This window comes from Frankia casuarinae (assembly GCF_000013345.1).
Classification (GTDB): domain Bacteria; phylum Actinomycetota; class Actinomycetes; order Frankiales; family Frankiaceae; genus Frankia; species Frankia casuarinae.
This window is the reverse complement of the sequence record NC_007777.1, coordinates 3,246,846-3,273,495: the sequence shown is the minus strand read 5'-3', so window position 1 is coordinate 3,273,495 and position 26,650 is coordinate 3,246,846. Positions and strand designations below refer to the sequence as shown.

The window sequence follows — 26,650 nt, the reverse complement described above, 5'->3', positions numbered from 1 at the left end:
CGAGGGTCGGCGGGTGCCGCCTGGGTGGACCGGACGATCCGGCGGGGGCGCCACGGGATCCGGGACCGGTCGGGCAGGCGTCGTCGTCCGTATCCCCTTGGGGTTGTTAGCTGTTGTCGAATCGGCGTCTGATGGCGTCTGATGGCGCCGTATAGTGGCCGTGTGAACCTTAAGGAGTGGGCCGCTGCGAACGGCGTCGGGTACACCACGGCACGCCGCTGGTACCGCGACGGCTTCCTCCCGGTCCCTGCCCGTAAGGTCGGCGGGCTGGTGATCGTCGACGAGCCTGCCGCCCCTGTCCGGCAGGTTGCCGCGGTGGTGTACGCGCGGGTGTCGTCAGCGGACCAGCGCTTCGACCTGTCCGGTAGGTTGCCCGCGTCGCGATGTGGTGTGGCGAAAACGGTGTCACGGTCGGTCGGGTCGTTACCGAGGTCGGTTCCGTACTCAACGGTCACCGGCGGAAGTTCCTCGGCCTGCTGCGGGACCCGGACGTGTCGACGATCGTCGTGGAGCACCGGGACCGGTTTGCCCGGGTCGGCGCCGAGTATGTCGAGGCGGCACTGTCCGCGCAGGGCCGACGCCTGCTCGTTGTCGACTCCGCGGAGGTGGACGACGACCTTGTCCGGGACGTCACCGAGATCCTGACGTCGCTGTGCGCCCGACTGTATGGTCGTCGCGCCGCAGCCAGCCGGGCCGCCCGCGCGGTCGCCGCCGCCATGGAGACGGACGGATGAAGACTTTCCAGGCGTACCGGTTCGCTCTCGATCCAAACACCGTCCGGCTTGCCGCTCTGCGCCGGCATGCCGGGGCAGAGCGGTTCGCCTACAACTGGGGTCTGGTCCGGGTGAAAGCCGCGTTCGCGCAGCGCGAGGCCGAACAGTCCTACGGGCTGACCGGTGATCTGCTCACCCCGGTGTCGTGGACGCTGCCCGCGTTGCGGCTGGCCTGGAACGCTGCGAAACACAAGCTGGCCCCGTGGTGGGCGCGGTGCTCGAAGGAGGCGTTCCGCGCTGGCCTGGATCAGCTTGCCCGGGGGTTGAAGAACTTCACCGACTCCCGGTAAGGGAAGCGGAAGGGCCGGCGGGTCGGTTTCCCCGGTTCAAGAAGCGCGGGAGGGCCCGTGACTCGTTCCGGTACACCACCGGCGCCTACGGTCCGGCTGGGGATCGGCAGGTGAAGCTGCCCCGGGTCGGCCGGGTCAAGGTGCATGAGCCGATGGGTGCGCTGACCGGCCGGCTCGTCGACGGGTCCGCACGCCTGCTGGGCGCGACCGTGTCCCGGACCGCGGGGCGCTGGTTCGTGGCGTTCACCGTGGAGGCCGACCGTGATGTCCCCGGCAAGCCGTCTACCCGGCAGCGCCGGGGCGGCCCGGTCGGGGTCGACCTGGGTGTGAGGCACCTCGCCGTCCTGTCGACCGGCGAGACCGTCGAGAACCCCAGGCCGCTGGCCCGGTCGCTGCGCGAACTGCGCCGCGCGTCGCGGGCCTACGCCCGCTCCACGCCCGGCAGCGCCGGTCGCCGTAGACACGCCGCCACCCTCGGTCGCCTCCATGCCCGCGTCGCCTACCAGCGCCGCGACGGGCTGCACAAGCTCACCGCCCGGCTGGCCAAGACCCACGACACGATCGTGGTGGAAGACCTGCACGTGGCCGGGATGGTCCGTAACCGCCGTCTTGCCCGTGCCGTGTCCGATACCGGGATGGCCGAGGTCCGCCGCCAGCTCGCCTACAAGACCCTCTGGTACGGATCGACGCTCGTGGTCGCGGACCGCTGGTATCCAAGCTCGAAGACCTGTTCCGACTGCGGCTGGCGAAACCCAGGCCTCACCCTGTCGGACCGTATCTTCGCCTGCCAGTCCTGCGGGCTGGTAGGCGGCCGCGACCTGAACGCCGCGGTCAACCTGTCCAACCTCGTCGCCGCCAGTAGGTCGGAGACGGTAAACGCCCGTGGAGCCGACCGTAGGACCCCGTCCGCGGGGCGGGCGGCTGGGAAACGGGAACCCGGCACGGCTCGGGCCGGTCGGACCGGGAGTGCTTCACCGCAAGGTGAGGCGGCATGAGCGCCGCTATCAGGCGCTCTTATGCAACGGAAGGCCGCTGGAGTCGTTCCACGGGACGTTGCGTCTGCCGTGAGCAGATATGCCGCCAGCAGATCAGCGTCGTGGGCGCGGATTTCTCGGCAACGCTGGTGACGCCGGCCCATCGTGCTCGCACCCATTCCCGACGGCCGGCGGGAGGACGCACCATGATCGAATCTTTTTCGCGCCTCACGCAGGCCGGGCCGGGGAGTCCGCGCCGGGCTACCGTGCAGGCCGCCGCATCCGGGCTCGGCTCCGCGGACGACCAGGTGTTCAGCCGGCTCCTCGAGAACCGGATCGTGTTCCTTGGTTCCGTGGTCGAGGACGCGGTGGCCAACGCGATCAGCGCCAAGCTGCTGCTGCTCGCCGCCGAGGATCCCGCGGCCGACATCTACCTCTACATCAATTCGCCGGGTGGCTCGGTGTCCGCCGGCATGGCGATTTATGACACGATGCAGTACGTCGGAAACGACGTGGCGACGGTCGCGCTGGGCCTCGCCGGTTCGATGGGGCAGTTCCTGCTCTGCGCCGGCACGGCGGGTAAGCGCTATGCGCTGCCCCATGCCCGGATCATGATGCACCAGCCGCACGGTGGCATCGGCGGCACCGCTGCCGACATCTCCATCCAGGCCGAGCAGATGCTGTACACCAAGCGCACGCTGCAGGAGCGAATCGCCTTCCACACCGGGCAGACCGTCGAGCAGATCGAGACCGACTCCGACCGGGACCGGTGGTTCACGGCCGAGGAGGCCAAGGAGTACGGCCTCGTCGATCATGTGGTTGTCCGGGCGGATCAGGTACCCAGTGTGGTCAGTGGAGCGGGCATGGGTTTGCGGCGGGCGGGCCGCACCGGTTTCGGCCCCGGCGGCGGGAGCGGGCGATGACCGGGCGGCCTCCCGCCGCGAGCGGGATCATGCTGGGTGGCGGTGCGCCGAGGGCCCGTCACGTCCTGCCGAACATCGTGGAACGGACCTCCCGCGGCGAGTACTCGATGGATCCGTATTCGAAGCTGCTCAAGGAGCGGATCGTCTTTCTCGGTGTGCAGATCGATGATGTGTCGGCGAACGACGTGATGGCGCAGCTGCTGTTCCTGGAGTCCGAGGATCCCGACCGGGACATCTCGATCTACATCAACTCGCCGGGTGGGTCGTTCACGTCGTTGACGGCGATCTACGACACGATGCAGTTCGTGCGGCCGGACATCTCGACGATCTGCATGGGTCAGGCGGCGTCGGCGGCGGCGGTGCTGCTGGCGGCGGGCACGCCGGGGAAGCGGTTCGCGCTGGAGAACAGCCGGATCCTCATCCACCAGCCGTCGGCGCAGGGCGAGGGCCAGTCGAGCGACATCGAGATCCAGGCGCGGGAGATCCTGCGCGTACGGGCGCTGCAGGAGACGATGCTCGCCCGCCACACCGGTCGTACCGAGACGGAGATCCGTCGCGACACCGAACGCGATAAGATCTTCAGTGCCGATGAGGCCGAGGAGTACGGCCTCATCGACGAGGTCATCATGAGCCGTAAGGCCGCCCGGCTTCTATCGGCACGCAGCGCCTGACCGGGTGCGATCCGGCGGTTGGCCGCTCCGGTCGGCCTGCCACACGTCGACTGGCCACAGGCCGACCTGTCGACGAGCGTGCCCGCGGCCGCCTTCCGGCCGACTATGCTGCGGCCGGAAGGCGGCCGCGGGCCGGGACCACCTGCCCGGCCCCTCCGATCTCCCCGATCCCCGCGGACCGGGAGCGACGGCGGCTCGCCGCGGGCTGGGCACCACCACCCGGCCGGTATGGACGGCGGCCCGGAAGCTCGGCGAGAGTCCCAGGTTCGGCGACACGCCGAAGGGCGACGCCGCGCCGACCGTTGCGCCGACACCGGTTGTTTCGATGCCAGCCGAGCCCGTGATGCTGGCGGTGGCCGCGGTGCCGCTGGCGGCGTGCAGGTCAGCGGAGATGACGCGGGCCGTGATCGGTGGTGTCGCCTGCCCGTGGACGGCGGACAGCGGCCCAGGCGATGTCACGGGGGTGACCTCGGGTTCGAGCCGGGCGAGCTCCAGACGCACCTCGTCCAGCAGATCGGACAGCCGGATGTGCAGCGCCCGGCAGACCGCGGCGAGGATCTCCGAAGACGCCTCCTTCAGGCCGCGTTCGATCTCCGAGAGGTAGGGCGTCGACACCCGCGCCGCGTCCGCCACGTCCCGCAGGGTGCGGCCCTGAGCGAGGCGACGTCGGCGCAGCGCCTGCCCGACCAGCCGGCGCAGCAACGGCATCTCGGCATCATCCGTCATCGCCATCAGGAACCTCCGGGGGACTGGTGCCTTGAAGGGTCAGGGGAATCGGAGGGGCGCTCGCGTCCTGATAGATACACGCGTCCCGGATACTGATCACGTGGGTGGGAAGGCGACCGCTGCCGCAGCCACCCCCGGGTAAGTCGATGGAGGGCTAAGGCACCGAGCGTATCCGCTGCGCCCTCGCCGGAACCGCAAGTACCGCACCCGGCATTCCGCCCACACCTTTGCCGCGAAGTCGCCGACGGCCGCCGGAGTTGCCGACGGCCGCCGGAGTTGCCGACGGCCGCCGGAGTTGCCGACGGCCGCCGGAGTTGCCGGCGGCGGACGAACCGTGCGGCGCCGATGCATACGGCGACAACGTGTGAGGAGACGGACGCCGAAAGTGGCACGAAGATGCACCAAAGGTCGGTATTTCTACATCATCTGCGCACTTAGCGTCGTTTCCGTCGTGATTCATCCTGACCGTCCGGTCTCCGGAACGGTCGTCGCGGTGGCCCGCTTAGCCGGGGCCGCCAGGGACAGGAGATCCGTGGAGGCTCCCACACACGTGCCCCGTGCCGTTGCCACGCCGATGGCCATACCCATGTCCATGTCCTCGGCCGCGTCGGTGCCGATGGCGGTCCTCGGCACCCGTCCCCACGCCCACCTTGAGCCGCCCGGCGCATCCCCGCGGGCGACGGCGTCCGGGTCGTCTACCCCGGCTCCGGCCCTCGACATGACCGGAGACGACCGCGTAGCCCTGTGGCAGCAGCGCCTGCTCGAGGCGGAGTCGGGGATGACGACGTTCCTGCTGGAACACCACGCCGATCTGCGTCTACTCGACTGGCTGCATACCCAGGCCGAGATCTTCGCCGACTTCCCGACGCCCGACGATCGTGATCCGACGGCCTGGCAGCGGGTGTTCTTCCGCGCGCAGGCACTGATCGAACGGTTCATCGTGTCGCGCTGGGGCGAGGCGGAGCTCGTCGACTGGGCGAGGGCCAATGCCTCGGTCTTCGGCAAGGTGGAGCCCGAGCCGACCGGCCGGCCCGCCGACGTCGTCCACCGGCTCGCACGCCAGGCGGATCTCTACTCCTCCCGTTACGCGGTCGACACCGACGAGCCCATGCAAGCGACCCTGATCATCTCGCACTGTGGCATCTGGGACTACCGCGAGCAGGCCCGCGCCCGGGGCGTGCCCCTCACCCTGGCCTCCCCCTGTTCGTTCTGCACCACTGCCCTCTCGGCGAACATCCGGGCCAAGGGATACGAACCGGCCTTCCGCCTGCTGCATGACGACCCCTCGGTCCCGTCAGCCGGCGTGGCCGTGCCCGCTCCGGGCGGCCAGCCTGCCGTCGTGGCCGGGTCGGTCGCCGGACCGGGGCAGGTCGACCGTGGCTGCGTCTGGACCGCCACCGGCGCCACCGGCACCACCGGCACCACCGGCGCCACCGGCACCACCGGCACCACCGGCACCACCGACATTGTCCACAGAGCGGAGATCAGGCCATGACCCTCGTGACCGACAGCGGTCATCCCGGCGCCATCGACGATCCGGGCCGACCAGCCGCCGGTGACCACCCCGCCGGTGCGACGGCCGATCCCCCGGCCGACTCGCCGCTGGGAACCCCGCCGCCTGCCGCGCAGGGGCTGATGACCGGGGAGCGGTACCGGGCGAGCCTCAACGACGGCCGCGAGGTGTGGCTCGACGGGGAGAAGGTCGCGAACGTGGCGACGCATCCAGCCTTCCGGGGCGCCGTTGACGAGCTGGCCCGGCTGTTCGACCTGCAGCACGACCCGGATCTGCGCGACGTGCTCACCGTCCACGAACCCGAGGCGGGAACCCGCGTCGGCTGGTCCTACCAGCTGCCGCGCACGCTGGACGATCTGCGGGCCCGGCGGCGCAGCACGGGCGTGTGGATGCGCGAGTCCTGGGGTCAGCACGGCCGGTCGCCGTCGTTCATGGCGAACGTGGCGGTGGGTCTGCTCGACTTCCGGGAGCATCTGGAGTGCAACCAGGCCGGCTTCGGCGCCAACGCGGTGGCCTTCTACCGGCACTGTGCGGCCAATGACCTGGTCCTCGGCCACGCTTTGGGCGACCCGCAGATCGACCGGACCACCAGCCCCGTGGACGATCCCGATCTCGCGCTGCGCATCATCGCCGAGCGGGACGACGGCGTCGTCGTCCGGGGCGCCAAGCAGCTCACGACGCTGGCCCCACTGGCCCACGAGGTGCTCGTGTACCTCTCGGCGAGCTTCGCGCAGCGCGAGGCCGAGCAGTTCGTGATCTGGTTCGGCCTGCCGCTGGCTACCCCAGGCGTGAAGATCCTCTGTCGGGAGCCGCTGGGGGCCCGGCCGTACGGGCACGCCCACGCGCTCGCGTCCCGGTTCGACGAGCAGGACGCCATGCTGTTCTTCGACGACGTGCTGGTTCCGTGGGACCGGGTGTTCCTGCTGCGCGACGGCAACCTCGCCCGGGTCGGACTCGGACGGATCAACGCCTGGAGCGCGGCCGCCGGCCACATCCGCTACCAGGAACGGCTGCGGACCCTGCTCGCCGTCGGCACGCTGCTCGCCGACGCGATCGGAGCCTCGGGGCTGCGTCACGTCCAGGAGGACCTCGGGGAGTTGGCGAGCTACGTTGACCTCGTCGGGTACTTTCTCGACGCGGGGGAGGCCAGGGCCGAGACGACGGACGGCGGCCTGCTCGCGCCGGGTAACACCGACGCGAGCCGCGTGTGGTCGGCGCAGGTCGCCGGCCGGGCGGTGGAGATCGTGCGGCGGATCGGCTCGTCGGGTGTCCTCATGCAGCCCAGCGAGCGTGACCTCGCCGCCGCCGACCTGCGGCCCTATCTCGATCGGTACATGCGGGGCGCGAACCTCCCGGTCGAGGAGAAGTCACGGCTGTTCCGGCTGGCCTGGGAGCTCACGGCGGACAGCTTCGGGCAGCGTCAGGACCTCTATGAGTTCGTCCACCGCGGGGACATCACCCGCAACCGGATCAACCTGCTCCGCCGGGATGACCTGGGACCTGTCACCGACCAGATCCGGGAGCTGATCACCCGTCCGCTCTGAGGCTTGACGGCAGGTGGCTGTCGGACCGGTGGCTGTCGGACCGGGCGGAGGGGTCCGGGGACGGTGTGCGCGGAGGGTGTTAGCGATACCACCGCCTACCTGGTTGAGCTACCCGAAGGTGCCTACGGTCAGGCCAGCCCCCTGCACGCGGGACGACGGGGTGATACCGCCGGCCCGCGTTCGCTCCTCGTGGTAAGGACCCGGAGTCATGACGATCGGAGCCGCCTCGCCCCCTCCCGTCCGTGCCGAGGTCTCCGGGTCCTCTGCGTCCTCCGGGTCCTCCGGGTCCTCCGGGGGTCCGCCGTGGGTCAGGGTTTCGGCCTGTCCTGGGGTTCCCGTTCGCGCCGAGGCGTCCGCGCAGCCCGAGTGTCCCGCGTACGCCAAGGATCTCACGCCCACGGGAATCGACGGCGGCGTGTCGGTGTTTCTGCTGCACGCCCATCCGGTGACCGGGGCGGGGCTGCACCTGCTGCTCTCGACGATCTGCCGGCTCGACGTCGTCGGCCGCGGCCATCGGCTGGATGCCGCGCTGCCGCAGATCCGCCGCTCGCGTCCCCGGGTCCTGCTGCTCGGGCTCGCGGGGGATCTCGCGACCGACCTCGCGGCGGTGCGCCGGCTGCGCGTGGAGGGCGACCGGATCCCCACCACGCGCGTTCTGCTGTTGCGGCCGCTGGCCACCTGCGCCGAACTGACCCAGATCCTCACCACCGGTGCGTCGGGGGCGGTGCTGCCGGACGCCCCGCCTGCCGACCTCGCCCACGCGGTCACCATCGCCGCGCTCGGCGGCGTGGTCTTCCTGCCCGCGCCGCCGCCGACGGGGGTGCCGGGGCCGCCGGTCCAGGCCGAGCTGCCACCGCAGGCCCTCGGGCTGACCTCCCGGGAACGCGCGGTGCTCGGCCAACTCGCCCGCGGTCTGTCGAACGCGGAGATCGCTTGCGAGCTCGCCCTGGCCGAGGCAACGGTCAAGCGGTACCTCACCGGTGCGATGCGCAAGATCGGCCAGCCGGACCGGCTACGCGCCGGCCTCTACGCCTATCGGCACGGACTGCTGGACGGTCCGCATGCCGGCTGGACGGGCCGTGGGCGTGGGTCCGGCCGCGGATCGGCGCCGGACCGGATGATCGAATGATCGGGGTGGCCGCGGGCGCCATGGCGGGATGAACACGTTCCGCGAGTCGGTGTTTTCGATGATCCGGATTCCGGCTGATCATCACAGATCTATTACTTGTGGTTATTGATAGGTTGCTTCGGGTGTCGAAATTCGTGCTGACGTTATTCGATCATGTAAATGGCGCGATCTCTCCGGGTAAGCGCCGGACATGGCTGCCGGGCGATGCCACCATGGGGCTGTGTCCTCTTGCGTTGGACGGTCCGCTCGGCCGTTTCGGCCTGCGCTGATCCGGCGGCGGTGGCTGGATTTCAGCCATCACATGGGTGACTGCTGTTAGGCGTTGTTGGCGACTGAGGGTAGTAGCAGTCCTGCTGACCGCGTGTCCCTGTGTCGATGCTGTCCCGCCCGCCGGATGTGCCGGATGTGCCGGATGTGCCGGATCGGCGGTGTCGACCAGGCCGCCCGATCCGACTGGAACCGATGAGCGACGACGCCCGCCAGCGTGAGCTTGGATTCTTTCTTCGTGCCCACCGTGAGCGCCTGCGACCCGAGGACGTCGGGTTGCCCGCCACACCTCGCCGCCGCACCCCGGGGCTGCGCCGGGAGGAGGTCGCCGCGCTCTCCGGCCTCGGCCTCGCCTGGTACACCTGGCTGGAACAAGGCCGGGTCGCCGCGTCCCGGCAGGTCCTCGAGGCCGTCGCCCGGGCCCTGCGGCTCGACGACGACGGTCGTCGCCACGCCCTGGCGCTCGCCGGCCTGCACACGCCGCCAGCGGACCGCCACCACACCCTCGTCAAGGCGCTGCGTTCGGTGCTGGACAACTGGCCGAACTGTCCGGCGTTGCTGCTCGACCGGCGCTTCGACGTCACCGCCTGGAACGACGCCTACACCGTCCTGTGGGGGGATCCCGCCGACGTGCCCGAGCCCCAGCGCAACCTGCTGTGGCTGCTGGTGGCGCAGCCCCGGACCCGGGACGGGATGGGCGGGTCCGAGGACGTGGCCAAGGACCTGCTCGCCCAGTTCCGCGCCCAGATCGGTCATCATCCCGACGACCAGCGCGGCCGTGCCGTGCTGGAGCTGCTCGAACAGGCGCGCCCCGAGCTGCGTGCCTGGTGGCAGTGCCGGTCCGTGCGCGTGTTCACGGGCCGCACGGTCAGCGCGGCCACGCCGCTCGGCGACATTTCGCTGATGCTGTCGGTGCTGCGACCGGGTGATGATCCGGAGTCCACCATCTGGCTCCAGACGCCCGCGACGCCCGCGGACCGGGAGCTGCTCACCCGGCTGGCGGCCGAGACGCCGGGCGCGGCGGGGCGCCCGGACCCCGCCGCGCGGCAGCGGCTCTCGGCCTGACCGCGACCGGCGGCCGGCGGCCGGCGGCCGGCGCGCGATGGTGCTGCATCTGCACGGCGGCGGCCCTGCTGGCCGCACGGGACGCGGGGCTTCCGCCGCCGGGGGCCGTGCCACGTACCGCGCGTGGGCGGGCACCGGGCACTGCTGGCACATCGCGGTGCCTAGTTCGGGGGCTGCGAGGGAGGCGTTGGCGGAGGTCGTGGCGTTCCCGCGGGCGTATCTCGCCCGATGACGTCGTGGCGTGCCTGTGTATGTGTGACAGCTGCGCTGGCTGTGCCGACCGTGTCGGCCCTTCCTTCCTGCGGTCTACCTGGATCCACCAGCGCTGGTGGTGTGATCTTTCATAGCATGATCAGATATCTGTGATCTTCCCTGGTGCGCGGGTGAGTTGGCCTTTCGGCATGGTCCGCCGCCGGGATCGGGGGTCGGTGCAGATCTCCTCGGCGGGGACTTTAGTCCGCCGGATGGCCGGGGATGTGCCGGGCGGCCAGCCCGCCAGGGCGTAGTCGACCGCCATGACCTGGGGCCCGCATGTCGCGGGCATCGGTCCACGCCATCTCGGGTATCGGGGCGTCGCTACGACCGTTTGACCCCGCTCAGGTTACCTGAGGGTGCCTTTCGGCCGGGGTCGGTTCGGGCGGGGTCGGTTCGGGCGGGGCGGGCCGCGGGGCGACGCGCACGGGCTTGCGGCGATGTCTATGAGCCGCGATAACAGGATGAACCGCTGCCTGTCTGGGCTGGTACGGCAGTAGCACCATCGGCGACTACCTCCCCGTTCGTGCTGGTCCGTGCTCGTACGGCACGCGCCCGGGCCGCCGGCTGCGGCTCCCCGTGCCCCTCGGCCGCCGGGCCGCATGACCCGGTGAGGCCATCGTCGCGTCCGCCCTATCTGGAGCATCCATGAAACGCCCACGTCCCCGATTCCACCCCGCCGTCCGCGTCGCGGCCGTCGCGGCCGCCGCCGCCATGCTCGGCGCCTGCGCGTCCGATCCGGCACCCGCCGGCTCCACCAGCGCGAACGGGGCGGGCGGAACACCGCACCGGGGCGGCACGCTCACCTTCGCGGTGGCCACCGAGGGCGACTGCCTCGACCCGCACGTCAGCCCGGCCGACGTCACCGCCGTCATCCAGCGGGGTGTGTTCGACTCGCTCGTGACGCAGCAGCCGGGCGGCGGGGTCGGCCCGTGGCTGGCCACGTCGTGGACGGTCTCAGCCGACGCGAAGACGTTCACCTTCAAGCTCAAGGACGGCGTGACGTTCCACGACGGCACACCGTTCGACGCGGCGGCGGTGAAGGCGAACTTCGACCACATCGCGGCGAAGTCAACGAAGTCGCAGTACGCGGTGGCGCTGCTCGGCCCCTACGTCGGCACCGAGGTCGTCGACCCGCACACGGCCAAGGTCACCTTCTCCAAGCCGTACGCGGCATTCCTCGCCGCGGCCGCCACGACCTACCTCGGCATCGAGTCGTCGAAGAAGATCGCCGACGCGCCGGACACCCTCTGCTCGGGCGGGCCGAACTCGGTGGGTACCGGGCCGTTTCGCTTCACCCGTTATGTGAAGGGATCGGTCGCCGAGTTCACCCGCAACGACGGCTACACCTCGGCCCCCGGCGGCGCGAAGCACACCGGCGCCGCCTACCTCGACAAGCTGGCCATCCGCTTCCTGCCCGAGGACGCGACGAGGGTGAGCGCGCTGCGCAGTGGGGAGATCGACGCCGCCGACGGCGTGCCGGCGCAGAACGTCGCCGCGATCGAGGGCGATACCTCCCTGCGGCTACTCAAGGTGATTCCGCAGAACGCCAACTACTCGATCTACTTCAACACCAGGCGTGCGCCGTTCTCCGACGAGCGGGTCCGTAAGGCCGTCCAGCGCGCCGTCGACGTCGACACGATCGTGAAGACGGTCTACGCCGGCCAGTACGCCCGCGCGTGGAGCACGCTGACGCCAAAGAACATCGCCTACGATCGCAGCCTCGAGAAGGCCTTCCCCCATGACGTCACCGCGGCGAACAAGCTACTCGACGAGGCCGGCTACACCGGCCGCGACGCCGACGGCTACCGCACGAAGAACGGCGCGCGTCTCGTCCTCGACTGGCCCTACGTCGGCGCCTTCAACCGCGAGCAGCGCGACATCGTCAGCCAGGCGGTACAGGCCGACCTGAAGAAGGTCGGCATCGCCACCAAGCTCTACTCGATGGACTCGGGCGCCTACACCACCCAGCGCAACGCCGGCGGCTACGACCTGATCGCCTACAGCTGGGGCAAGTCCGACCCCGACCTGCTCCGTACACTGTTCGCCTCGAATCTGGCGTTCACCCAGGGCGGGGCGAACAGTTCCGGGATCGCGGTGCCGGAGGTCGACGACTGGCTCGCGACCGGCGCCGGCACGACGGATCTCGCCGCCCGCAAGAAGGCCTACGGGCAGGTGCAGAAATATGTGATCGACCACGCGTACACCCTGCCGATCTACGTGTTCACCCGGACCGTCGGCACGGCGTCGAAGGTCCACGACATCACCTTCGACGCGGACGCCTTCCCGCTGTTCTACGACAGCTGGGTGGGCTGATCTAGTGCGGGCTGTGGCGAGGTTCCTGCTGCGCCGGCTGGTCGTGGGCGCCGGGGTCCTATGGGGCGCGGCGACGTTGGCCTTCGTGACGCTGCACGTCGTACCGGGTGATCCTGTCGACACTTTGATCGGGCCTACGTTCGGGATCTCGCCGCAGCTTCGGGAGCAGATCAACGAGACGTACGGATTCCAGTCGCCGCTCGTCGTCCAGTACGGCACCTGGCTGCGCCGCCTGGTGACCGGCCATCTCGGCACCTCCTACCAGCTGCAGCGGCCGGTCGTGGAGGTGTTGTCCGGTCAGGTGTGGCCGACGGTGCAGCTGGCGCTCACGGCGTCCGCACTCGCCGCGCTGCTGGCGGTCGGACTCGCGGTGTCGACCGCCGGCCGGGGCGGCACCACCCACCGGCTCGGCCGGATGCTGGCGACCAGCGCCGAGCTGCTCGTCGTGTCGAGCCCGACGTTCTGGATCGGCATCCTGCTCATCACCCTCTTCTCCGCGCATCTCGGCTGGTTTCCCAGCGCCGGCGCCACTGGCCCGTCCGGACTGGTCCTCCCGGCGTCCGCGCTGGCCCTGCCGATCGCCGGGGTCCTTGCCCAGGTGCTGCGGGAGGGCCTTGACGCCGCGCTGGAGGCTCCGTTCGTCGTCTCGGTTCGCGCCCGCGGCATCGGCGCGGTGGGTGTGCTGACCCGCCATGCCCTGCGCCATGCCGCGCTCCCGCTCGTCACCCTGCTCGGCTGGGCGGTGGGCAGCCTGCTCGGCGGCGCCGTCGTCACCGAGGCGGTGTTCGCCCGGCCGGGGATCGGTCGGGTGACCCTCGTGGCGATCTCGGCCAAGGACATCCCGGTGGTCACCGCGGTGGTGCTGCTGTCCGCGGCGGTCTTCGTCGTCGTGAACAGCGTAGTCGACCTGCTCTACCTGCTCATCGACCCGCGACTGCGCGACGACGGATCCGGTGCCGGGAGGGCCACGGCGGTTGATCTGGCGGTGTCCCGGTGACCGCGGTCGGGGAAACCCGCCCCGGGACCGAGCCGCCCGCCGCCGGTGCCCTGGCCGGCACCGGCGGTGGCCGGCCGCGTCCCGGTTTGATCGCGGCCGGCCTGCTGATAGTCCTGCTTCTTGTCGCGACCGCCTGGCCGGGGCTGCTCAGCCGCCATCCCGCGGACGGGACGAACCTCGGCGAGGCGCTGCGCGGACCGAGCTGGGCACACTGGTTCGGCACCGACCAGCTGGGCCGGGACGTCTTCGCGCGGGTGGTCACCGGCGCCCGGCATTCGCTACTGCTCGGTGCCGGAGCGACCGCGCTCGGCGCGGGGATCGGGGCGACGGTCGGCCTCGCGGCGGCCCTCGGCGGCCGGTTCGCCGACGGGCTGCTCATGCGGCTCGTGGACCTGCTGCTTGCCTTCCCCGAACTGCTGCTCGCGCTGCTGGTCATCACCATCGTCGGTCCAGGATCGGTGAACGCGGCGGTGGCCATCGGCATCGCGGCGGTCCCCAGCTACGCGCGGGTTGTGCGGTCGCGTGCCCTCGTCGTCCGCCATGCCGGGTTCGTCGACGCCGGGGTGGCGCTCGGCCTGCCCCGGCCGGTGATCATGCTGCGCCACATCGTGCCGAACACGCTCGGACCGCTGCTCGTGCTGGCCACCGTCGGCATCGGGACGGCGATCATCTCCGGTTCGGCGTTGAGTTTCCTAGGCCTCGGTACGAAGCCGCCGGCCCCCGAGTGGGGGGCGATGCTCGCCGACGGCCGGGGCGTCATCGACACCGCCTGGTGGGTCGTGGTGTTCCCCGGGGCGGCGATCGCCGCCACGGTCGTCGCCGTGACCGTGCTCGGCCGCCATGCCCGCCTGCGGGTGGAGGGACGGACTCCGTGAACGACCAGCCGCAGGTCTCACCGCCGGCACCGCCGAACCTGGCATCGCCGAACCTGGCACCGCTGGGGTCGGAGCCCCCTGGTTCGATACCTCCGAGCGGGCGGGGGGCGAAGGAGCCGTCCGCGACCCTGCTGACCGTCGACGGGCTGCGGGTCTCCTTCGGCCGGGGCGCTCGGGCCGTCGAGGCGGTGCGGGGAATCTCCTTCGATGTCGGCGCGGGGGAGTGTGTGGCCCTCGTGGGCGAGTCCGGATCGGGTAAGAGCGTGACCGCCCGCGCCCTCGTCGGACTCGCCGGAGCGGGCGCGACGGTCCAGGCCCGGCGGCTGCGCCTGGGCGGGACCGACCTCATCGGGCTGCGGGACCGGGAATGGCGCGCCCTGCGTGGCCGCCGGATCGGCCTGGTGCTCCAGGACGCCCTCGGCTCCCTCGATCCGCTGCGGCGGGTCGAGCAGGAGGTCGACGAGGCGCTGCGGGCGCATGGCCCGGTCGCGCGAGCCGAACGTGGCCCCCGCGTCGTGACGCTGCTGGCGCGGGCCGGCATTCCTGATCCACAGGTCCGTGCCCGGCAGTACCCGCACCAGCTCTCCGGCGGGTTGCGCCAGCGGGTGCTGATCGCCGCGGCGCTGGCCGGCACCCCGGACCTGCTCATCGCCGACGAGCCGACCACCGCTCTCGACGTCTCGGTCCAGGCCCGGATCCTCGATCTGCTCGCCGGTCTGCGTGCGAGCGGGATGGGACTGCTGCTCATCAGCCATGACCTGGCGGTCGTTGCCCGGCTCGCCGATCGGGTCGCCGTGCTGCGCGACGGAGTGATCCTGGAAAGTGGCCCGACCGAGCGGGTGCTGGGCGATCCCACGCACGCCTATACCCGCGAGCTGCTTGCCGCCGTGCCCTCCGCACGGACCAGGGGCAGCCGGCTGGCCGGACCCGTCGACGAAGCCGGGCTCGCGTCTGCCGGGCTCGACGCGGGCGGCTCGACCGGCGCCGAGATCCTTCTGCGGGCGACGGGACTGCGCAAGGCGTTCCGGACGACGGACGGAGAGCGACGCGAGGTGGTCCGGGACGTCTCCTTCGCGCTGCGCCGCGGGGAGACCCTCGGGCTCGTCGGCGAGTCCGGTTCGGGGAAGACGACGCTCGCCCGGATCATGCTGGGTCTGACCGAACCCGACGCGGGTGAGGTGCTGCTCGGCGGCGTTCCCTGGGTCGGTCCGTCGGATCCTGGGGGCGGCCGGGGCAGCTCGGTGTCGGAGCGTGAGCGCCGACCACGCCGTCGGCAGATCCAGGCGATCTTCCAGGACCCGCTGGGTTCCTTCGACCCACGACTGACGGTGGGCCGGATCCTGACGCAGGCGCTGCGGGTGGGTGGGGTCGCGCGGACCGAGCGCCGCGACGCCGCCGTCCGACGGCTGGAACAGGTGGGGCTCTCCGCGCGGGAACTACGGCGCAGACCGGTCGAGCTGTCCGGCGGCCAGCGGCAGCGGGTGGCCATCGCCCGGGCGCTGTCCGTGGAACCGCAGGTGCTGATCTGCGACGAACCGGTATCCGCGCTCGACGTGTCCATCCAGGCCCAGGTCTTGGACCTGCTTGTCGACCTGCGCCGGACCCACCGTCTGGCCATGGTCTTCGTCTCTCACGACCTCGGCGTCGTGCGGCACCTCAGCGACCGGGTCCTGGTGATGTACGACGGGCGGATCGTCGAGTCCGGGGAGGTGGAGACGGTCTTCACCGCCCCCCGGCACCCCTACACCGTACGGCTGCTCGCCGCGGTGCCCCGGCTCCCCGCACCGCCTACCCCCCTATCGGCTGCCGGGCCGTCTCCGCAGGCCGGGCCGTCTCCGCAGGCCGGGACGCCCGTGGCCGACAGCGCCACAGCCGTACCGGCATCTGGGTAATGTGCCCGTCGGTGTCGAGGCGGTGCTGCGCGACCTCCCCGATCGCCCGAAAATAGTCCTCCTGGCGATCCGCACCGACGAGCCGGCTGTAGTAGGTGCCAAAGGTCGCCGCGTGGAACCGCTGGTACTCTTCGCCGCTCGCGGCCCGCACGAGTGCCGGGCGTTCGTCGACGCCGTCGATGTCGAAGTACGCGTCGAGCAGGGTCGCGGTGTCGTCCACGGACAGGGTGCGTACGGCGATCGGAATGATCCCGGCCGCCGCCAGCAGCCTGGGTACGTCCTCGGCCGCATGGCCCAGGCGGACCAGGGCCTGCCGGGCGAGGTCGTCGCTGCCACCGAACCCGTACTCGTCGTGCTCGGGATGGTGGGTGGTGAGCAGGAAGGCGCCGCCGGGTCGCAGTCGCATGGAGATCCACCGCACCAGCTGCTCCTCGTCAGGGTGGATCCAGTGCAGGACCGCGGTGAGGGTGACCAGGTCGAACGCCGTGGAACCCGCATCGTCGGCCAGCTGCGGGGGCCGGCGCAGATCGGCCTGGACGAAGCGGAACCGTACCCGGGTCGCGTAGGGGGCGAGCTTGCGTCGAGCCTCGGCGAGCCGGGACTCCTCACGATCCAGGCCCAGGGCGTCGACGGCGTCGGGCAGGCGGTCGAGCGCCGCGGCGAGCAGGGAACCGATGCCGCAGCCGAGATCGGCGACGGACCGGGCGGTCGGATCGGCGAACCCGAGCACCCAGTCGGTGTCCTGAGCCTGCCGAAGCCGGCTGGCGTCGTCGTATCCGCCGAGTCGGGCCGCCTGTGCCGTGACGGTCTGCGTCATCTGCTTCTCCCCAGCCGAGGTATGTCAACCGATCCGACGTACTGACGGTCCGCCATCGTGCATCACGGGCTCGCGCCAAGCGCCGAGTTCCGTGCCATGAGTTTTGAAATTAGGCATCGTGTTCGTGTGGGGTCAAGGTAGCTTTCTGCGTCCATAGTCGACATCCTGTTAGTACTGGTAACAGCACCGTGATGCCTCTGGACCCGCCGCCGCGAGCCGACTGGAATGGGTCGCGGGCCGGGACGCGGAAACTGTTCGCGGCAGTGGAAGCCGCGACGGTGGAAACCAGGTACGACGGTGGAAACCAGGTACGACGGTGGAAACCGCACAGACATCGGTACCGCCGTGCCGGACCGGAGCTGGTCCGCAACCGGTCTGGGACTTGGCTGCGACCGCCCGGAGCCGGCCCAGAACCATGCCCAGGGGAGACGATGACCAGTACAACGGAATTCGATGCGGCTTTGGCGCCGGCGCGAGACGTGATCGCTGCACAGCGTTCCGAGCCCGACACGTCGGTCGGATACGTCCAGGGCATCCTCAGCCACGACATCTCCACGGAACTCGGTCGGCTGCAACTGCTGGAATCACAGGTGGACCCGGCCACGCACGCCGTTCTCGAGGCGCGGGGAATCGCAGACGGAGGGCGGTTCCTGGAAATCGGTGCCGGTGCGGGTTCGGTCGCCTACTGGCTGGCCGACCGGTTCCCCGGCGGGGAGGTGACCGCAGTCGACGTGAGCACGAGTTTCCTCGACGACACCGGCCGGTCGAACCTGCGGATCGTCCAAGCGGACGTGCGCACCCACGACTTCGAGCCGGGCTCCTTCGACCTCATCCATGCCCGCACCGTCCTCATGCACATCCCCGAACGTGAGGAGGTGCTGCGGCGGCTAGTCTCCTGGCTGGCCCCGGGCGGCTGGCTGGTCACTGAGGATCTCGTGCTGTCCCCGGTTGACTCGTCACCGCACGACGAATTCCGGCACGCCTTCGAGGCGATCGGCCAGGCAATGGCGTCGTCGATCGGGTCGGACCTGTGGTGGGGGCGAACGCTGCCGGCGCCGCTGACCCGAGCGGGCCTGGTCGACGCCGGTCTGCACGCCACGTACTACCCGGTTGGCGGCTCCAACGAGATCGGGCGCCTGTGGCGTGCGACGTTCAGCCAGTCCGCCGACTACCTTGTCGCCAGCGGCCTGCTCACCCGCGCCGATCTCGACTCGGCCCTGGCCCTGCTCGCCGATCCCGACTTCCTCGACCTCGGGCCCAGCATCATCGCGGCCTGGGGCCGGCGCCCCCCGGCCTGAGCTTACGGGCGCGGGAACTCCCGCCCTTCCGTCTCCGTCCTTCGTCCTCCGTCTCCGTCCTTCGTCCTTCGTCCTTCGTCCTCCGTCTCCGCGACGACCATCTGACCGAACACCGTCGACCACCCGTGAGGTACTCCCGTGACCACTCCGCGCTTCGGTGTCACCCTTCCTCTGCCCGGCATCCCGCTGCGGGACCATCGACGCATCGTCACGGGACTCGCTGACGCTGGCTACAGCGACGTGTGGACGGCCGAAGGCGGCGGCATCGACGCGTTCACCCCGCTCGCGGTCGCCGCCGCCTGGGATCCCCGGGTGCGCCTGGCGAGCGCGATCGTGCCCGTCCACACCCGCGGCCCGGCGGTGCTCGCCCAGACCGCGGCGACCCTGGCCGATCTGACGTTCGGCGGGCTTGTCCTTGGCATCGGTTCGTCGGTGCCCGCCCACGTGACCGACCTCAACGGCATCCCGTTCGACGAGCCCTTCCGCCGGACCCGGGACACGCTTCGTTTCCTCACCCGGGCGCTGCGCGGCGAGGTGGTCTCCGGCGCCTTCGACACGTTCGCGATCCGCGGCTTCGCCATACCGAATCCTCCGATCGAGACGCCGAAGGTCATCCTGGGAGCGCTGCGGCCCGGCATGCTCAAGCTCGGCTTCACCGAGGGGGATGGTGCCGTCACCAATCTGTTGTCCCCCGAAGATCTGATCAAGGTCCGCGCCGTCGTCGGACCGCAGCCAGCGGGCAAGGAGCTGGTGGTGAAGGTCTTCGTGAGCCCGAACGCCGATCCGGACGTCGCCCGCCGCGACAGCCGGCCGTTCCTCACCTGGATCCTCAACCAGACCCCCTACCATGCCTTCCACGAATGGCTCGGCAACGGCGAACGGCTCGCCGAGTCCCACGAGCGCTGGACCGCCGGGGACCAGCGTGGTGCCGCCCGGGCACTACCCGATGAGGTCATTGACGCCCTGTTCATCCACGGCACGCCCGAGCAGTGCCGCGACCAGATCGCCGCATATGTGCAGCCCGGGGTTACCGCGATCCAGCTCTACGTCCGCCTGACTCCGTCCTTCCTGCTCGGCTCGTGGGACACCGCCGGATCAGCTGGATCGGCCGGCGGGGGAGAGCAGGACCTGGCCGACCGGGTCCTCGGCCTGCTGAGCACGCTGCGCCCCCGCATCCCAACGCCGGCTGGCGTCGGCTGATCGATCTCGCCGGACGAACCGTGCCGGTTCCCCGACCACGGGCCGCGCCGCTACCTGACCACGGCCACCGGGCAGTGCGCGTGCAGGACGCACTGGTGGCTCACCGAACCGAGAAGCAGTTCGGCGAAGCCGCCGTGCCCGCGGCTGCCGACCACGAGCAGCTGCGCGTCAGCCGAGGCCCGCAGCAGCGCATGGGCGGGGCCATCGGCGACGGTCTCCTTCATAACGGGGATGGGTAGCCCGCCGGCGTGCTCGGTGACGATCGTGGAGACGGCCTGGTCGAGGGTCTGCTGGGCCTGCTCCGCCAGCACCGATCCGATATCGGCGTAGCTCCCCGGGTAGATCGGGATGTCCAGGTGCCAGGCATGCACGACGTGCAGGGCGCTCTTGCGGAGCATCGCCGCCTCGACGGCCCACCGTAGTGCCGTGAGCGAGAGGGCCGAGCCGTCCACGCCGACGACCACCGGCCGGTCGTCGACGCCGGCGGCCGGGGCGACCGGCCGTACCACGACGACCGGCAGGGAGGCATAGTGCACCACACCCTGGCTCACCGAGCCGCTCACCAGCCGGTGCAGGGCCCCGTGACCGCGCTCGCCGACGACGATCATCCGCGCGCCGACCGCGGCCCGCAGCAGCTCCGGGACGGGACTGCCCTCCTCGACCCGCCGGATGATCCGCACTGTCGGATCGCTGACCCGGGCGGCGGTCAGCGCGGTGTCCAGAACCCGCGTGGCGGCGTGCGCCAGACCCTCGCGGTCGGCGTTCGCCGCGGTCTCGAAGACCGGCCGCGGTTCGCCCATGACGTCCCATACCAGTACCGCGATCACCGGGACCAGGCGCCGGGCGGCCTCGTCACAGGCCCACCGGATCGCGGCGACGGACGCGGGTGAACCGTCGACCCCGACGACGATCCCACCGGCGGCGGACTCCGCGTCCGCCACCTCGACGGCCTGCCCGGCGGGGTTGCGGGCGTCCGCCGGCCCGGCGGGGCGCGCGTACCCCGCGCTGTTCGGCTGTGCCGCGCTGTTCGGCTGTGCCGCGCTGTCCGGCTGTGCCGTGGTGTCCGACATCGCCATCACCCTCTCGCCGTGGTGTCCCCCGCCACCGCCATGGTTCCGCCTGAAGGTGACCCCCGCGACGTGACGCGCGGGGTGAGCCGGTGGGGCCTGCGGCCGGGTCATGACCCTGCCGGATGGCCCGCGGCCTGAGGTCGCAGAGGTGGTTGCTCGATGGAGCGCCGGGTGGTGTGCCGGCCGTCAGCGGCCGATGGTGCGGTGCAGAAACGCCAGAACGACGCCCATCCGTTCCCGGGTCGGGAAGGCACCGCCGTGGCCGGCGCCCGGCACGATCGTCACGTCCACTGCCGGCGCTCCGGCGGTGCGCAGCGCGTGGGCGAGTTCCAGCGACTGCTGGTGGGGGACCGTGCAGTCCGCGTCCCCGTGCTCGATCAGGAACGGCGGCAGCGGCCCGCGGCTCAGGTAGTTCAGGGGGCTCGCCACCCGTACCAGCTGGGGCACGGCTGTCACGGTGCGGCCGAGGAAGCGCGACTCCGGCGAGTGGGGCCGGTCGTGCTGGGCGTCGGCCACGGTGCACCGCTCGTTCGTGCGCAGCTGGGCGTCCATCGAGGCGAAGTTCACCGGGCCGTAGAAGTCGACAACGGCCTGGACGTCGCTGGACACCCCGGGGTTGCCGAGATCCGGGTCGTCGAACATCGCCACGCCGCTCGTCGTGCCCAGCATCACCGCGAGGTAGGCCCCGGCCGACGCGCCGGTCGCGGCGATGCGGGAGGGGTCCAGGCCATAGGTGCCCGCGTGGGCCCGCAGCCAGCGGACGGACGCCTTCACGTCCTGGACCGCGGCCGGGAACTTCGCCTCCCCGGACAGCCGGTAGTTCAGGCTGGCGACGGCGTATCCGGCGTGGACGAGTGCCCGGACCACCGGCAGGTCGTCCCGCTTGTCGCCGAGCATGAACGCGCCACCGTGGATCGTGAGCACCACCGGCAGGACCGTCCCGGGGACCACCCGGGCCCCCTCGGCACCCGCCGTCGGGGCCGGCGGGGAGGGGCGGTAGAGATCCAGCCGCTGTGCCGGCGAGACCGGCGCGTAGGGCACGTCGCGCAGGACCCACAGGCCGTCGGACTCCTCGGGCGTGCCGGCCTGCGCGAGTGTGCTGTTCGGGCCACCCGGGCCCGACGCTGTCGGCGACGAGGGGCGAGGGGTGGAGCCGTGCCGGGAGCACGCCGCCAGGCCCAGGCCGAGTGCGAGCATGCCGCCGGTGGCGGCAGCGGCGAGGAATCGGTGCTGGGCGGAGCGGATGATGACAATCTCCCTTCCGGAGGGCCGTCCGCGGGACGGGGATCGGCGGGACGGGGATCGGCCGGGCAGGGGTCAGCGGGGACGGAACTCTCGCCTCCGCCAGTCATCATGCCCTGCCGCTCTGACCGTTCCGAACGTCCGATCGCATGATGAATCCCTTGATCTTGGCGTTCACTGACATTCCAGACGGACGGCCCCGGGCGTTGTCCGTTCGGGACACCCGGATCACGGCCGGAGCCGGAGCCTGCGGCCGGAGCCTGCGGCCGGGGCCGGGGCCGGGGCCGGGGCCGACGCGGTGCGGGTGCGGGTACGGGTGTTGGTGACGGGTAGTGGATGTGACCAGCACCACACGGTGTGGGGAGCTGGTATTTTCAGTACAGTACGGTACTGTTTCTCTGGTCCAGGTAATGTTCATTACGCCTTCTCCTCGGCGTCGCGGCCATGCGCGTCGACTCCGGAGAAGCGTCCGAGACGGAAGGGCGAAAACCGATTTCCCCGCCGAGTGGCGCCGGGCGTGGCCGGCCCCGGGACGACGCCCGGGAACGGGCGATCCTGGACGCCGCGCTGGAACTGCTCGTCGAGGTCGGGTATGAGCGGATGAGCATGGTCGCCGTCGCGGCCCGGGCCCGAGCCAGCAAGGCGACGATCTACCGCCGATGGTCGTGCAAGGACGAGATGGTCGTGGAGGCCCTGCGCCGGCATGGTCCCGGCGACCGCGTTCCGGCTGACACCGGGTGCCTGCGGGACGACCTGGCCGCCGAGGTGCACCTCATGATCGACACGATTACCGGTCCCGACGGTGCGCTGCTCATCGGCGTGCTCCGGGCCGCGAGCGAGTCCCCGCGGCTGGCCGCGGTCGTGCAGGCCAACATCCTGCAGAACAAAGCGAAGATCGGCCGTTGCATGTTCGCTCGGGCCTCGCAACGGGGGGAGATCTCTGTGTCGGCCGATTTCGACGTGATTATGGAGATCGTCATGGCGATGATTTTCTGTCGCCTGCTCGTCACCGGCGAGCCGCTCGACGATGCGTTCGTCGATCATATGGTGGACGACGTGCTCATGCCGTTGCTGGCTGGCCGGCCCGGAACGACACTCCGGCCCGAAACACCCCCGTCCGGGGTCAACTCGAACGCCTGAGCTATTCCCTGCTCGAACTCCTGTTCGATGTCCCTGCCACTGCCACTGCCACTGTCCCTGTCCCTGCCACTGCCGCGTCACCGACGCCGCCACGGACCGCCCGGTCCCGGGGGCGCCGTCCATCGGCACCATCCCCATCGGCACCATCCCCATCGGCACCATCCCCACCGCACCGGGTCGCCTCGCCCGAACTCGTGGCGTTCGTTCGTCCCCGTTTCAGGTCCGACCGGCTAGGAGCTTCCCTGTGACCACAACCCTCGACCACCAGGCGGAGGACCGTCCGGTGGACGCGGCTGACGGCTCGCCCGATCCACGGCGCTGGCTCGCGCTCTGGATCATCGCTGTCGCGCAGCTCATGGTCGTCCTCGACGCCGCGATCATGAACATCGCGATCCCGCACGCGCAGGCCGATCTCGACATCTCCACCGCGAACCGGCAGTGGATCATCACCGCGTACACCGTGGCCTTCGGCGGTCTGCTGCTGCTCGGCGGGCGCGTCGCCGACTACCTGGGGCGCAAGCGGGCCTTCAGCTGGGGACTCCTCGGTTTCGCGCTGGCCTCGGCGCTGGGCGGCCTGGCCCCGAACGCCGGGCTGCTGTTCGCAGCGCGGGCGCTGCAGGGCGCGTTCGCGGCCCTGCTCGCGCCGGCCGCGCTGTCGCTGATCACCGTCGCCTTCACCGAAAGCCACGAGCGGGCCAAGGCGTTCGGCGTGTACGGAGCGATCTCCGGCGGTGGCGCCGCGATCGGTCTCATCGTCGGCGGCCTGCTCACCGAGTACGCCTCCTGGCGGTGGTGCCTGCTGGTGAACGTGCCGATCGCGATCATCACCGCGGTACTCGCGCTGCCGGTGGTGCGCGAGAGCCGGGCGGAGGGCGAGGCCCGCTACGACCTGCCCGGCGCGGTGACGGTGACCGCGGGCCTGGTGGCCCTGGTCTACGGCTTCACCGTGGCCGCCGAGGATGGCTGGGGCGACGCCCGCACCATCGGGCTGCTGGTTGGTGCGGCTGTGCTGCTCGTGGCCTTCGTCGTCGTCGAGTCCCGCACCAGCGCGCCGCTGCTGCCGCTGCGGGTGCCGTGGGAGCGCAACCGCGGCGGCTCGTTCCTGGCCTCGCTGCTGACCGGGGCCGGCCTGTTCGCGATGTTCCTGTTCCTGACGTACTACTTCCAGCAGACGCTCGGCTACAGCGCCCTGAAGACCGGCTTCGCGTTCCTGCCGTTCAGCGGCGGGATCATCGTCTCCGCGGGGCTTGCCAGCCAGTTCCTGCCGCGCGTCGGACCCCGGGTGCTGGCCGGCACCGGCACGACGCTCGCGGCGGTCGGGATGGCGCTGCTCCTCGGGGTTGGGACGGATTCGAGCTACGTCGTGCACATCCTGCCCTCCGAGCTGCTGATCAGCATCGGCATGGGCTTCTCGTTCGTGCCCCTGTCGAACCTCGCGCTGATCGGGGTCGCCCCGCACGACGCGGGGGTGGCCAGCGCGCTGGTCAACACGACCCAGCAGATCGGCGGGGCGCTGGGAACCGCGTTGCTCAACACCGTCTACGCGACGGCCGTCACCAACTACCTGGCCGATCACGGGCGGGGTGGGAAGGCGCTTCTCGACCAGGCGCAGATCGAGGGCTACACCACGGCGTTCCTGTGGGGCGCCATCCTCATCGCGCTCGCGGCGGTGGTGATCGTCGTGCTCATCCGGGCCGGGCGGGAGTCGACTACCAACGTCGAGGTCGTCCCCGCGCACGCCGGCTGAGACCCGGGCCGGGCCGGCGTGAGCGACCGGCCCGGCCCGCGCCCGGCTGGCCGGCCGCCGCTTCGGTCAGTCCGCGAGGGTGACCTCGGCGGCTTCAGTCCCCGGCGTGGTCTGCCTCGCCGCGGTCTTGACGGTGACCATTCCGGCCTTTATCAGCCGCTGCAGCAGCACCCGCTGACCGGGGGCGAGCCGCGAGCCGAGCTCGCCGTAGACGACCGGACCGCGGCTGAGTATCTCCCACAGCTGCGGTGCGCCGTCGTGACTGTCCACCCCGCGCACCGAAAACCCCGTCGCGCCTGAGCCGGAATCGACGAGTGCGTCGGAATCGAACTCGAAACGGTGGCACGGTACTGGGGAGGCGGTCGGAGAAGGCACGCCGAGGCCGCCGTTCGCCTCGGCCGCCACCGGATCGGTCCAGTACTCGGCGACGGCGGCCCGTACCGCGGCGGGCGTGTCCAGTTCGAGGTCGGCCGGTGGGAGCACCGCTTTGAAGCCGGGGACATCCAGCGCCACGCCGGCCCGCATCCGGACTCCGGGAGCGGCGACCAGCACGGCGTCCGGTTCCGGCTCCGTCAGCATCACGTGCGCGCGAGCCTGCTGGTACGGACCGTCGATCGCCAGGTCGGACATTCGGCCGGTGCCGCGCGTCATGATCAGGAGCAGGTCGGGGGTGAACGCCGTGTTGAGCAGCGCGTCGAAGGACCGATCGGGCATGTCCAGATGCGGACTCGAATTGCGCCGGTGCCAGTATGCGCTGCCCGGGTTGTCCGCGCCGATCATGTGATACCACTGATCAATCGAGAGCGCGAACACCTCGGCCATTCCGTGCCACTCGTGGTCGTAGTCCTGCCACAGATCTCTCACCAGACCCGGGGAGAGTTCGGCGCGCAGCGTGGTGCGCAGCAGCAGCGCCGCCGAGGCCGCCTGGTTGGCCGCGAACGCGACCCCGGACGAGAAGAGGGGGTCCACGAAGTAGGAGGCATCGCCGATCAGGATCCAGTGCCGGTCGAGGTCGGCGAAGCGCTCATTGACCCGGGAGTAGTTGGTGACCGTCATCATCTGGTCGGAGATCGGCGTCACCTCGGCCACCAGGTCGGCCAGCCGCGGCACGCCGCGGACGGTGCGCAGAAAGACCTCGGAGTCCGTGAAGTCCTTCCCGGGTTCCTTCAGCACCTCCGGGCTCGTCACGATGCCGATCGAGTGCGTGAGCACCCGCTCCCCGTTCACGATCCTGGGGACGGGGATGTACCAGCACCAGCCGTCGGGAAACGCGAAGCAACCGATCGGCGAGAGGTTCTTCTCCCGGAAGATGTTCCAGTCGCCGTCGAGCCCCTGGGCCGGCAGGCCGCCCAGGTAGTGCTGCCAGATCGCGATGTTCCGGTAGCCGGACAACCATTCGCGAGGCTTTTTGGTGACCAGGCTCTGCTGGCGACCGGAGGCATCGACGAAGTACGCGCCGGACACGGCGGTGCCGTCGGCGAGCGTCACCTGACAGCCGTTGGCGGCCGCGGCGAAGTCGGTGACGGCCATCCCGGTGGTGACGTCGACTCCGAGGTCCCGGGCGTGTTCCAGCAGGATCTGGTCGAACTCTGAACGGTTGACGTGCAGTGCCCATCGGTGTACCCCGTCCACCGCCCAGTTCGCGTGGTCGAAGAACGCCCGGCTCGGACCCTGCCGCGCCCAGCTGTAGATACCGCCAAATTTCTTTACCCAGCAGTTGCTGGCCAGCACCTTCGCGAGCGCTCCGCTCTCTGCCAGCACCGGGATCAACGGGTGCGCGAACGACTCGCCGATGTGCTCGCGCGGGAACTCATCCTTCTCGAAGATCGCTACTTTCAGGTCCGACGTGCGGGCGAGCAGCGCGGCCAGTGTAGAGCCCGCCGGCCCGCCGCCGGCGATAATAACGTCGTAATGATCCCGCATGTCTTC

At 70.8% G+C, this 26,650-nt stretch carries 20 protein-coding genes and 2 pseudogenes; 17 read left to right on the top strand and 5 right to left on the bottom strand.

The window, feature by feature from the left end; all coding sequences use genetic code 11:
• Positions 1 to 162 precede the first annotated feature (162 nt).
• From FRANCCI3_RS13970 to FRANCCI3_RS13955, 4 genes and pseudogenes are all read left to right on the top strand, one after another.
• Positions 163 to 734: pseudogene (locus FRANCCI3_RS13970) on the top strand (IS607 family transposase).
• Positions 731 to 2,058, top strand: a pseudogene (gene tnpB / locus FRANCCI3_RS13965) (IS607 family element RNA-guided endonuclease TnpB). The pseudogenes FRANCCI3_RS13970 and tnpB overlap by 4 nt, the downstream one beginning before the upstream one ends.
• Before the next feature lie 185 nt (positions 2,059 to 2,243).
• On the top strand, positions 2,244 to 2,960 hold the full coding sequence (locus FRANCCI3_RS13960; RefSeq protein WP_011437164.1) for a ClpP family protease: 717 nt from the start codon (positions 2,244 to 2,246) through the stop codon (positions 2,958 to 2,960).
• Positions 2,957 to 3,631: an ATP-dependent Clp protease proteolytic subunit gene (locus tag FRANCCI3_RS13955; protein ID WP_011437163.1), complete on the top strand. Its 675-nt coding sequence runs from the start codon at positions 2,957 to 2,959 to the stop codon at positions 3,629 to 3,631. The genes FRANCCI3_RS13960 and FRANCCI3_RS13955 overlap by 4 nt, the downstream gene beginning before the upstream one ends.
• On the opposite strand, the gene FRANCCI3_RS29110 is transcribed toward FRANCCI3_RS13955, so the two are convergent.
• Positions 3,611 to 4,357, bottom strand: coding sequence for a helix-turn-helix domain-containing protein (locus tag FRANCCI3_RS29110; RefSeq protein ID WP_277870096.1), 747 nt, complete (start codon positions 4,355 to 4,357; stop codon positions 3,611 to 3,613). The genes FRANCCI3_RS13955 and FRANCCI3_RS29110 overlap by 21 nt on opposite strands.
• 586 nt (positions 4,358 to 4,943) lie before the next feature.
• On the opposite strand from FRANCCI3_RS29110, the gene FRANCCI3_RS27025 reads away from it, so the two are divergent.
• From FRANCCI3_RS27025 to FRANCCI3_RS13910, 9 genes are all read left to right on the top strand, one after another.
• Complete coding sequence (locus FRANCCI3_RS27025; RefSeq protein ID WP_051569461.1) at positions 4,944 to 5,852, top strand: hypothetical protein; 909 nt, start codon at positions 4,944 to 4,946, stop codon at positions 5,850 to 5,852.
• Positions 5,849 to 7,414 carry a 4-hydroxyphenylacetate 3-hydroxylase family protein gene (locus FRANCCI3_RS13940; protein ID WP_108913767.1) on the top strand — a complete coding sequence of 522 codons (1,566 nt, stop codon included), beginning with the start codon at positions 5,849 to 5,851 and terminating at the stop codon, positions 7,412 to 7,414. The genes FRANCCI3_RS27025 and FRANCCI3_RS13940 overlap by 4 nt, the downstream gene beginning before the upstream one ends.
• Before the next feature lie 415 nt (positions 7,415 to 7,829).
• A complete protein-coding gene (locus FRANCCI3_RS23525) occupies positions 7,830 to 8,543 on the top strand; it encodes a response regulator transcription factor (RefSeq protein WP_049760940.1) in 714 nt (237 codons plus the stop codon).
• Positions 8,544 to 8,665: 122 nt separating this feature from the next.
• On the top strand, positions 8,666 to 8,812 hold the full coding sequence (locus FRANCCI3_RS27020) for a hypothetical protein (RefSeq protein ID WP_157858560.1): 147 nt from the start codon (positions 8,666 to 8,668) through the stop codon (positions 8,810 to 8,812).
• A 193-nt stretch (positions 8,813 to 9,005) separates the two neighbouring features.
• Positions 9,006 to 9,875, top strand: a complete 870-nt coding sequence (locus FRANCCI3_RS13930; RefSeq protein ID WP_023842195.1) for a helix-turn-helix transcriptional regulator — start codon at positions 9,006 to 9,008, stop codon at positions 9,873 to 9,875.
• 900 nt (positions 9,876 to 10,775) lie between these two features.
• A complete protein-coding gene (locus FRANCCI3_RS13925; protein WP_011437157.1) occupies positions 10,776 to 12,443 on the top strand; it encodes an ABC transporter substrate-binding protein in 1,668 nt (555 codons plus the stop codon).
• Positions 12,444 to 12,447: 4 nt separating this feature from the next.
• The gene (locus FRANCCI3_RS13920; protein WP_011437156.1) at positions 12,448 to 13,440 is read left to right on the top strand and encodes an ABC transporter permease; all 993 of its coding nucleotides are present in this window, start codon (positions 12,448 to 12,450) and stop codon (positions 13,438 to 13,440) included.
• Positions 13,437 to 14,315: an ABC transporter permease gene (locus FRANCCI3_RS13915; protein WP_011437155.1), complete on the top strand. Its 879-nt coding sequence runs from the start codon at positions 13,437 to 13,439 to the stop codon at positions 14,313 to 14,315. Before FRANCCI3_RS13920 ends, FRANCCI3_RS13915 begins: the two co-directional genes overlap by 4 nt.
• Positions 14,312 to 16,207: a dipeptide ABC transporter ATP-binding protein gene (locus tag FRANCCI3_RS13910; RefSeq protein WP_011437154.1), complete on the top strand. Its 1,896-nt coding sequence runs from the start codon at positions 14,312 to 14,314 to the stop codon at positions 16,205 to 16,207. Before FRANCCI3_RS13915 ends, FRANCCI3_RS13910 begins: the two co-directional genes overlap by 4 nt.
• On the opposite strand, the gene FRANCCI3_RS13905 is transcribed toward FRANCCI3_RS13910, so the two are convergent.
• Positions 16,104 to 17,024, bottom strand: coding sequence for a class I SAM-dependent methyltransferase (locus FRANCCI3_RS13905; protein ID WP_011437153.1), 921 nt, complete (start codon positions 17,022 to 17,024; stop codon positions 16,104 to 16,106). The two genes, FRANCCI3_RS13910 and FRANCCI3_RS13905, sit on opposite strands and share 104 nt — an antisense overlap.
• Before the next feature lie 431 nt (positions 17,025 to 17,455).
• On the opposite strand from FRANCCI3_RS13905, the gene FRANCCI3_RS13900 reads away from it, so the two are divergent.
• Both FRANCCI3_RS13900 and FRANCCI3_RS13895 read left to right on the top strand, forming a co-directional pair.
• Complete coding sequence (locus tag FRANCCI3_RS13900; protein ID WP_011437152.1) at positions 17,456 to 18,322, top strand: class I SAM-dependent methyltransferase; 867 nt, start codon at positions 17,456 to 17,458, stop codon at positions 18,320 to 18,322.
• Between the two features lie 138 nt (positions 18,323 to 18,460).
• The gene (locus FRANCCI3_RS13895; RefSeq protein WP_011437151.1) at positions 18,461 to 19,522 is read left to right on the top strand and encodes an LLM class F420-dependent oxidoreductase; all 1,062 of its coding nucleotides are present in this window, start codon (positions 18,461 to 18,463) and stop codon (positions 19,520 to 19,522) included.
• Between the two features lie 50 nt (positions 19,523 to 19,572).
• Here the strand turns inward: FRANCCI3_RS13895 and FRANCCI3_RS13890 are convergent, their stop codons facing one another.
• Together FRANCCI3_RS13890 and FRANCCI3_RS13885 are read right to left on the bottom strand one after the other, a co-directional pair.
• Positions 19,573 to 20,592, bottom strand: coding sequence for a universal stress protein (locus FRANCCI3_RS13890; protein WP_011437150.1), 1,020 nt, complete (start codon positions 20,590 to 20,592; stop codon positions 19,573 to 19,575).
• A 186-nt stretch (positions 20,593 to 20,778) separates the two neighbouring features.
• Positions 20,779 to 21,789, bottom strand: a complete 1,011-nt coding sequence (locus FRANCCI3_RS13885; RefSeq protein WP_011437149.1) for an alpha/beta hydrolase — start codon at positions 21,787 to 21,789, stop codon at positions 20,779 to 20,781.
• A gap of 489 nt (positions 21,790 to 22,278) precedes the next feature.
• Between FRANCCI3_RS13885 and FRANCCI3_RS13880 the strand changes: the two genes are divergently transcribed.
• Both FRANCCI3_RS13880 and FRANCCI3_RS13875 read left to right on the top strand, forming a co-directional pair.
• Positions 22,279 to 22,974 (top strand): TetR/AcrR family transcriptional regulator, encoded by a 696-nt coding sequence (locus FRANCCI3_RS13880; RefSeq protein ID WP_011437148.1) that lies wholly within the window; start codon positions 22,279 to 22,281, stop codon positions 22,972 to 22,974.
• Between the two features lie 244 nt (positions 22,975 to 23,218).
• Positions 23,219 to 24,721, top strand: a complete 1,503-nt coding sequence (locus FRANCCI3_RS13875) for an MFS transporter (protein WP_011437147.1) — start codon at positions 23,219 to 23,221, stop codon at positions 24,719 to 24,721.
• 66 nt (positions 24,722 to 24,787) lie between these two features.
• On the opposite strand, the gene FRANCCI3_RS13870 is transcribed toward FRANCCI3_RS13875, so the two are convergent.
• On the bottom strand, positions 24,788 to 26,644 hold the full coding sequence (locus FRANCCI3_RS13870) for an NAD(P)/FAD-dependent oxidoreductase (RefSeq protein ID WP_011437146.1): 1,857 nt from the start codon (positions 26,642 to 26,644) through the stop codon (positions 24,788 to 24,790).
• Positions 26,645 to 26,650 lie beyond the last annotated feature (6 nt).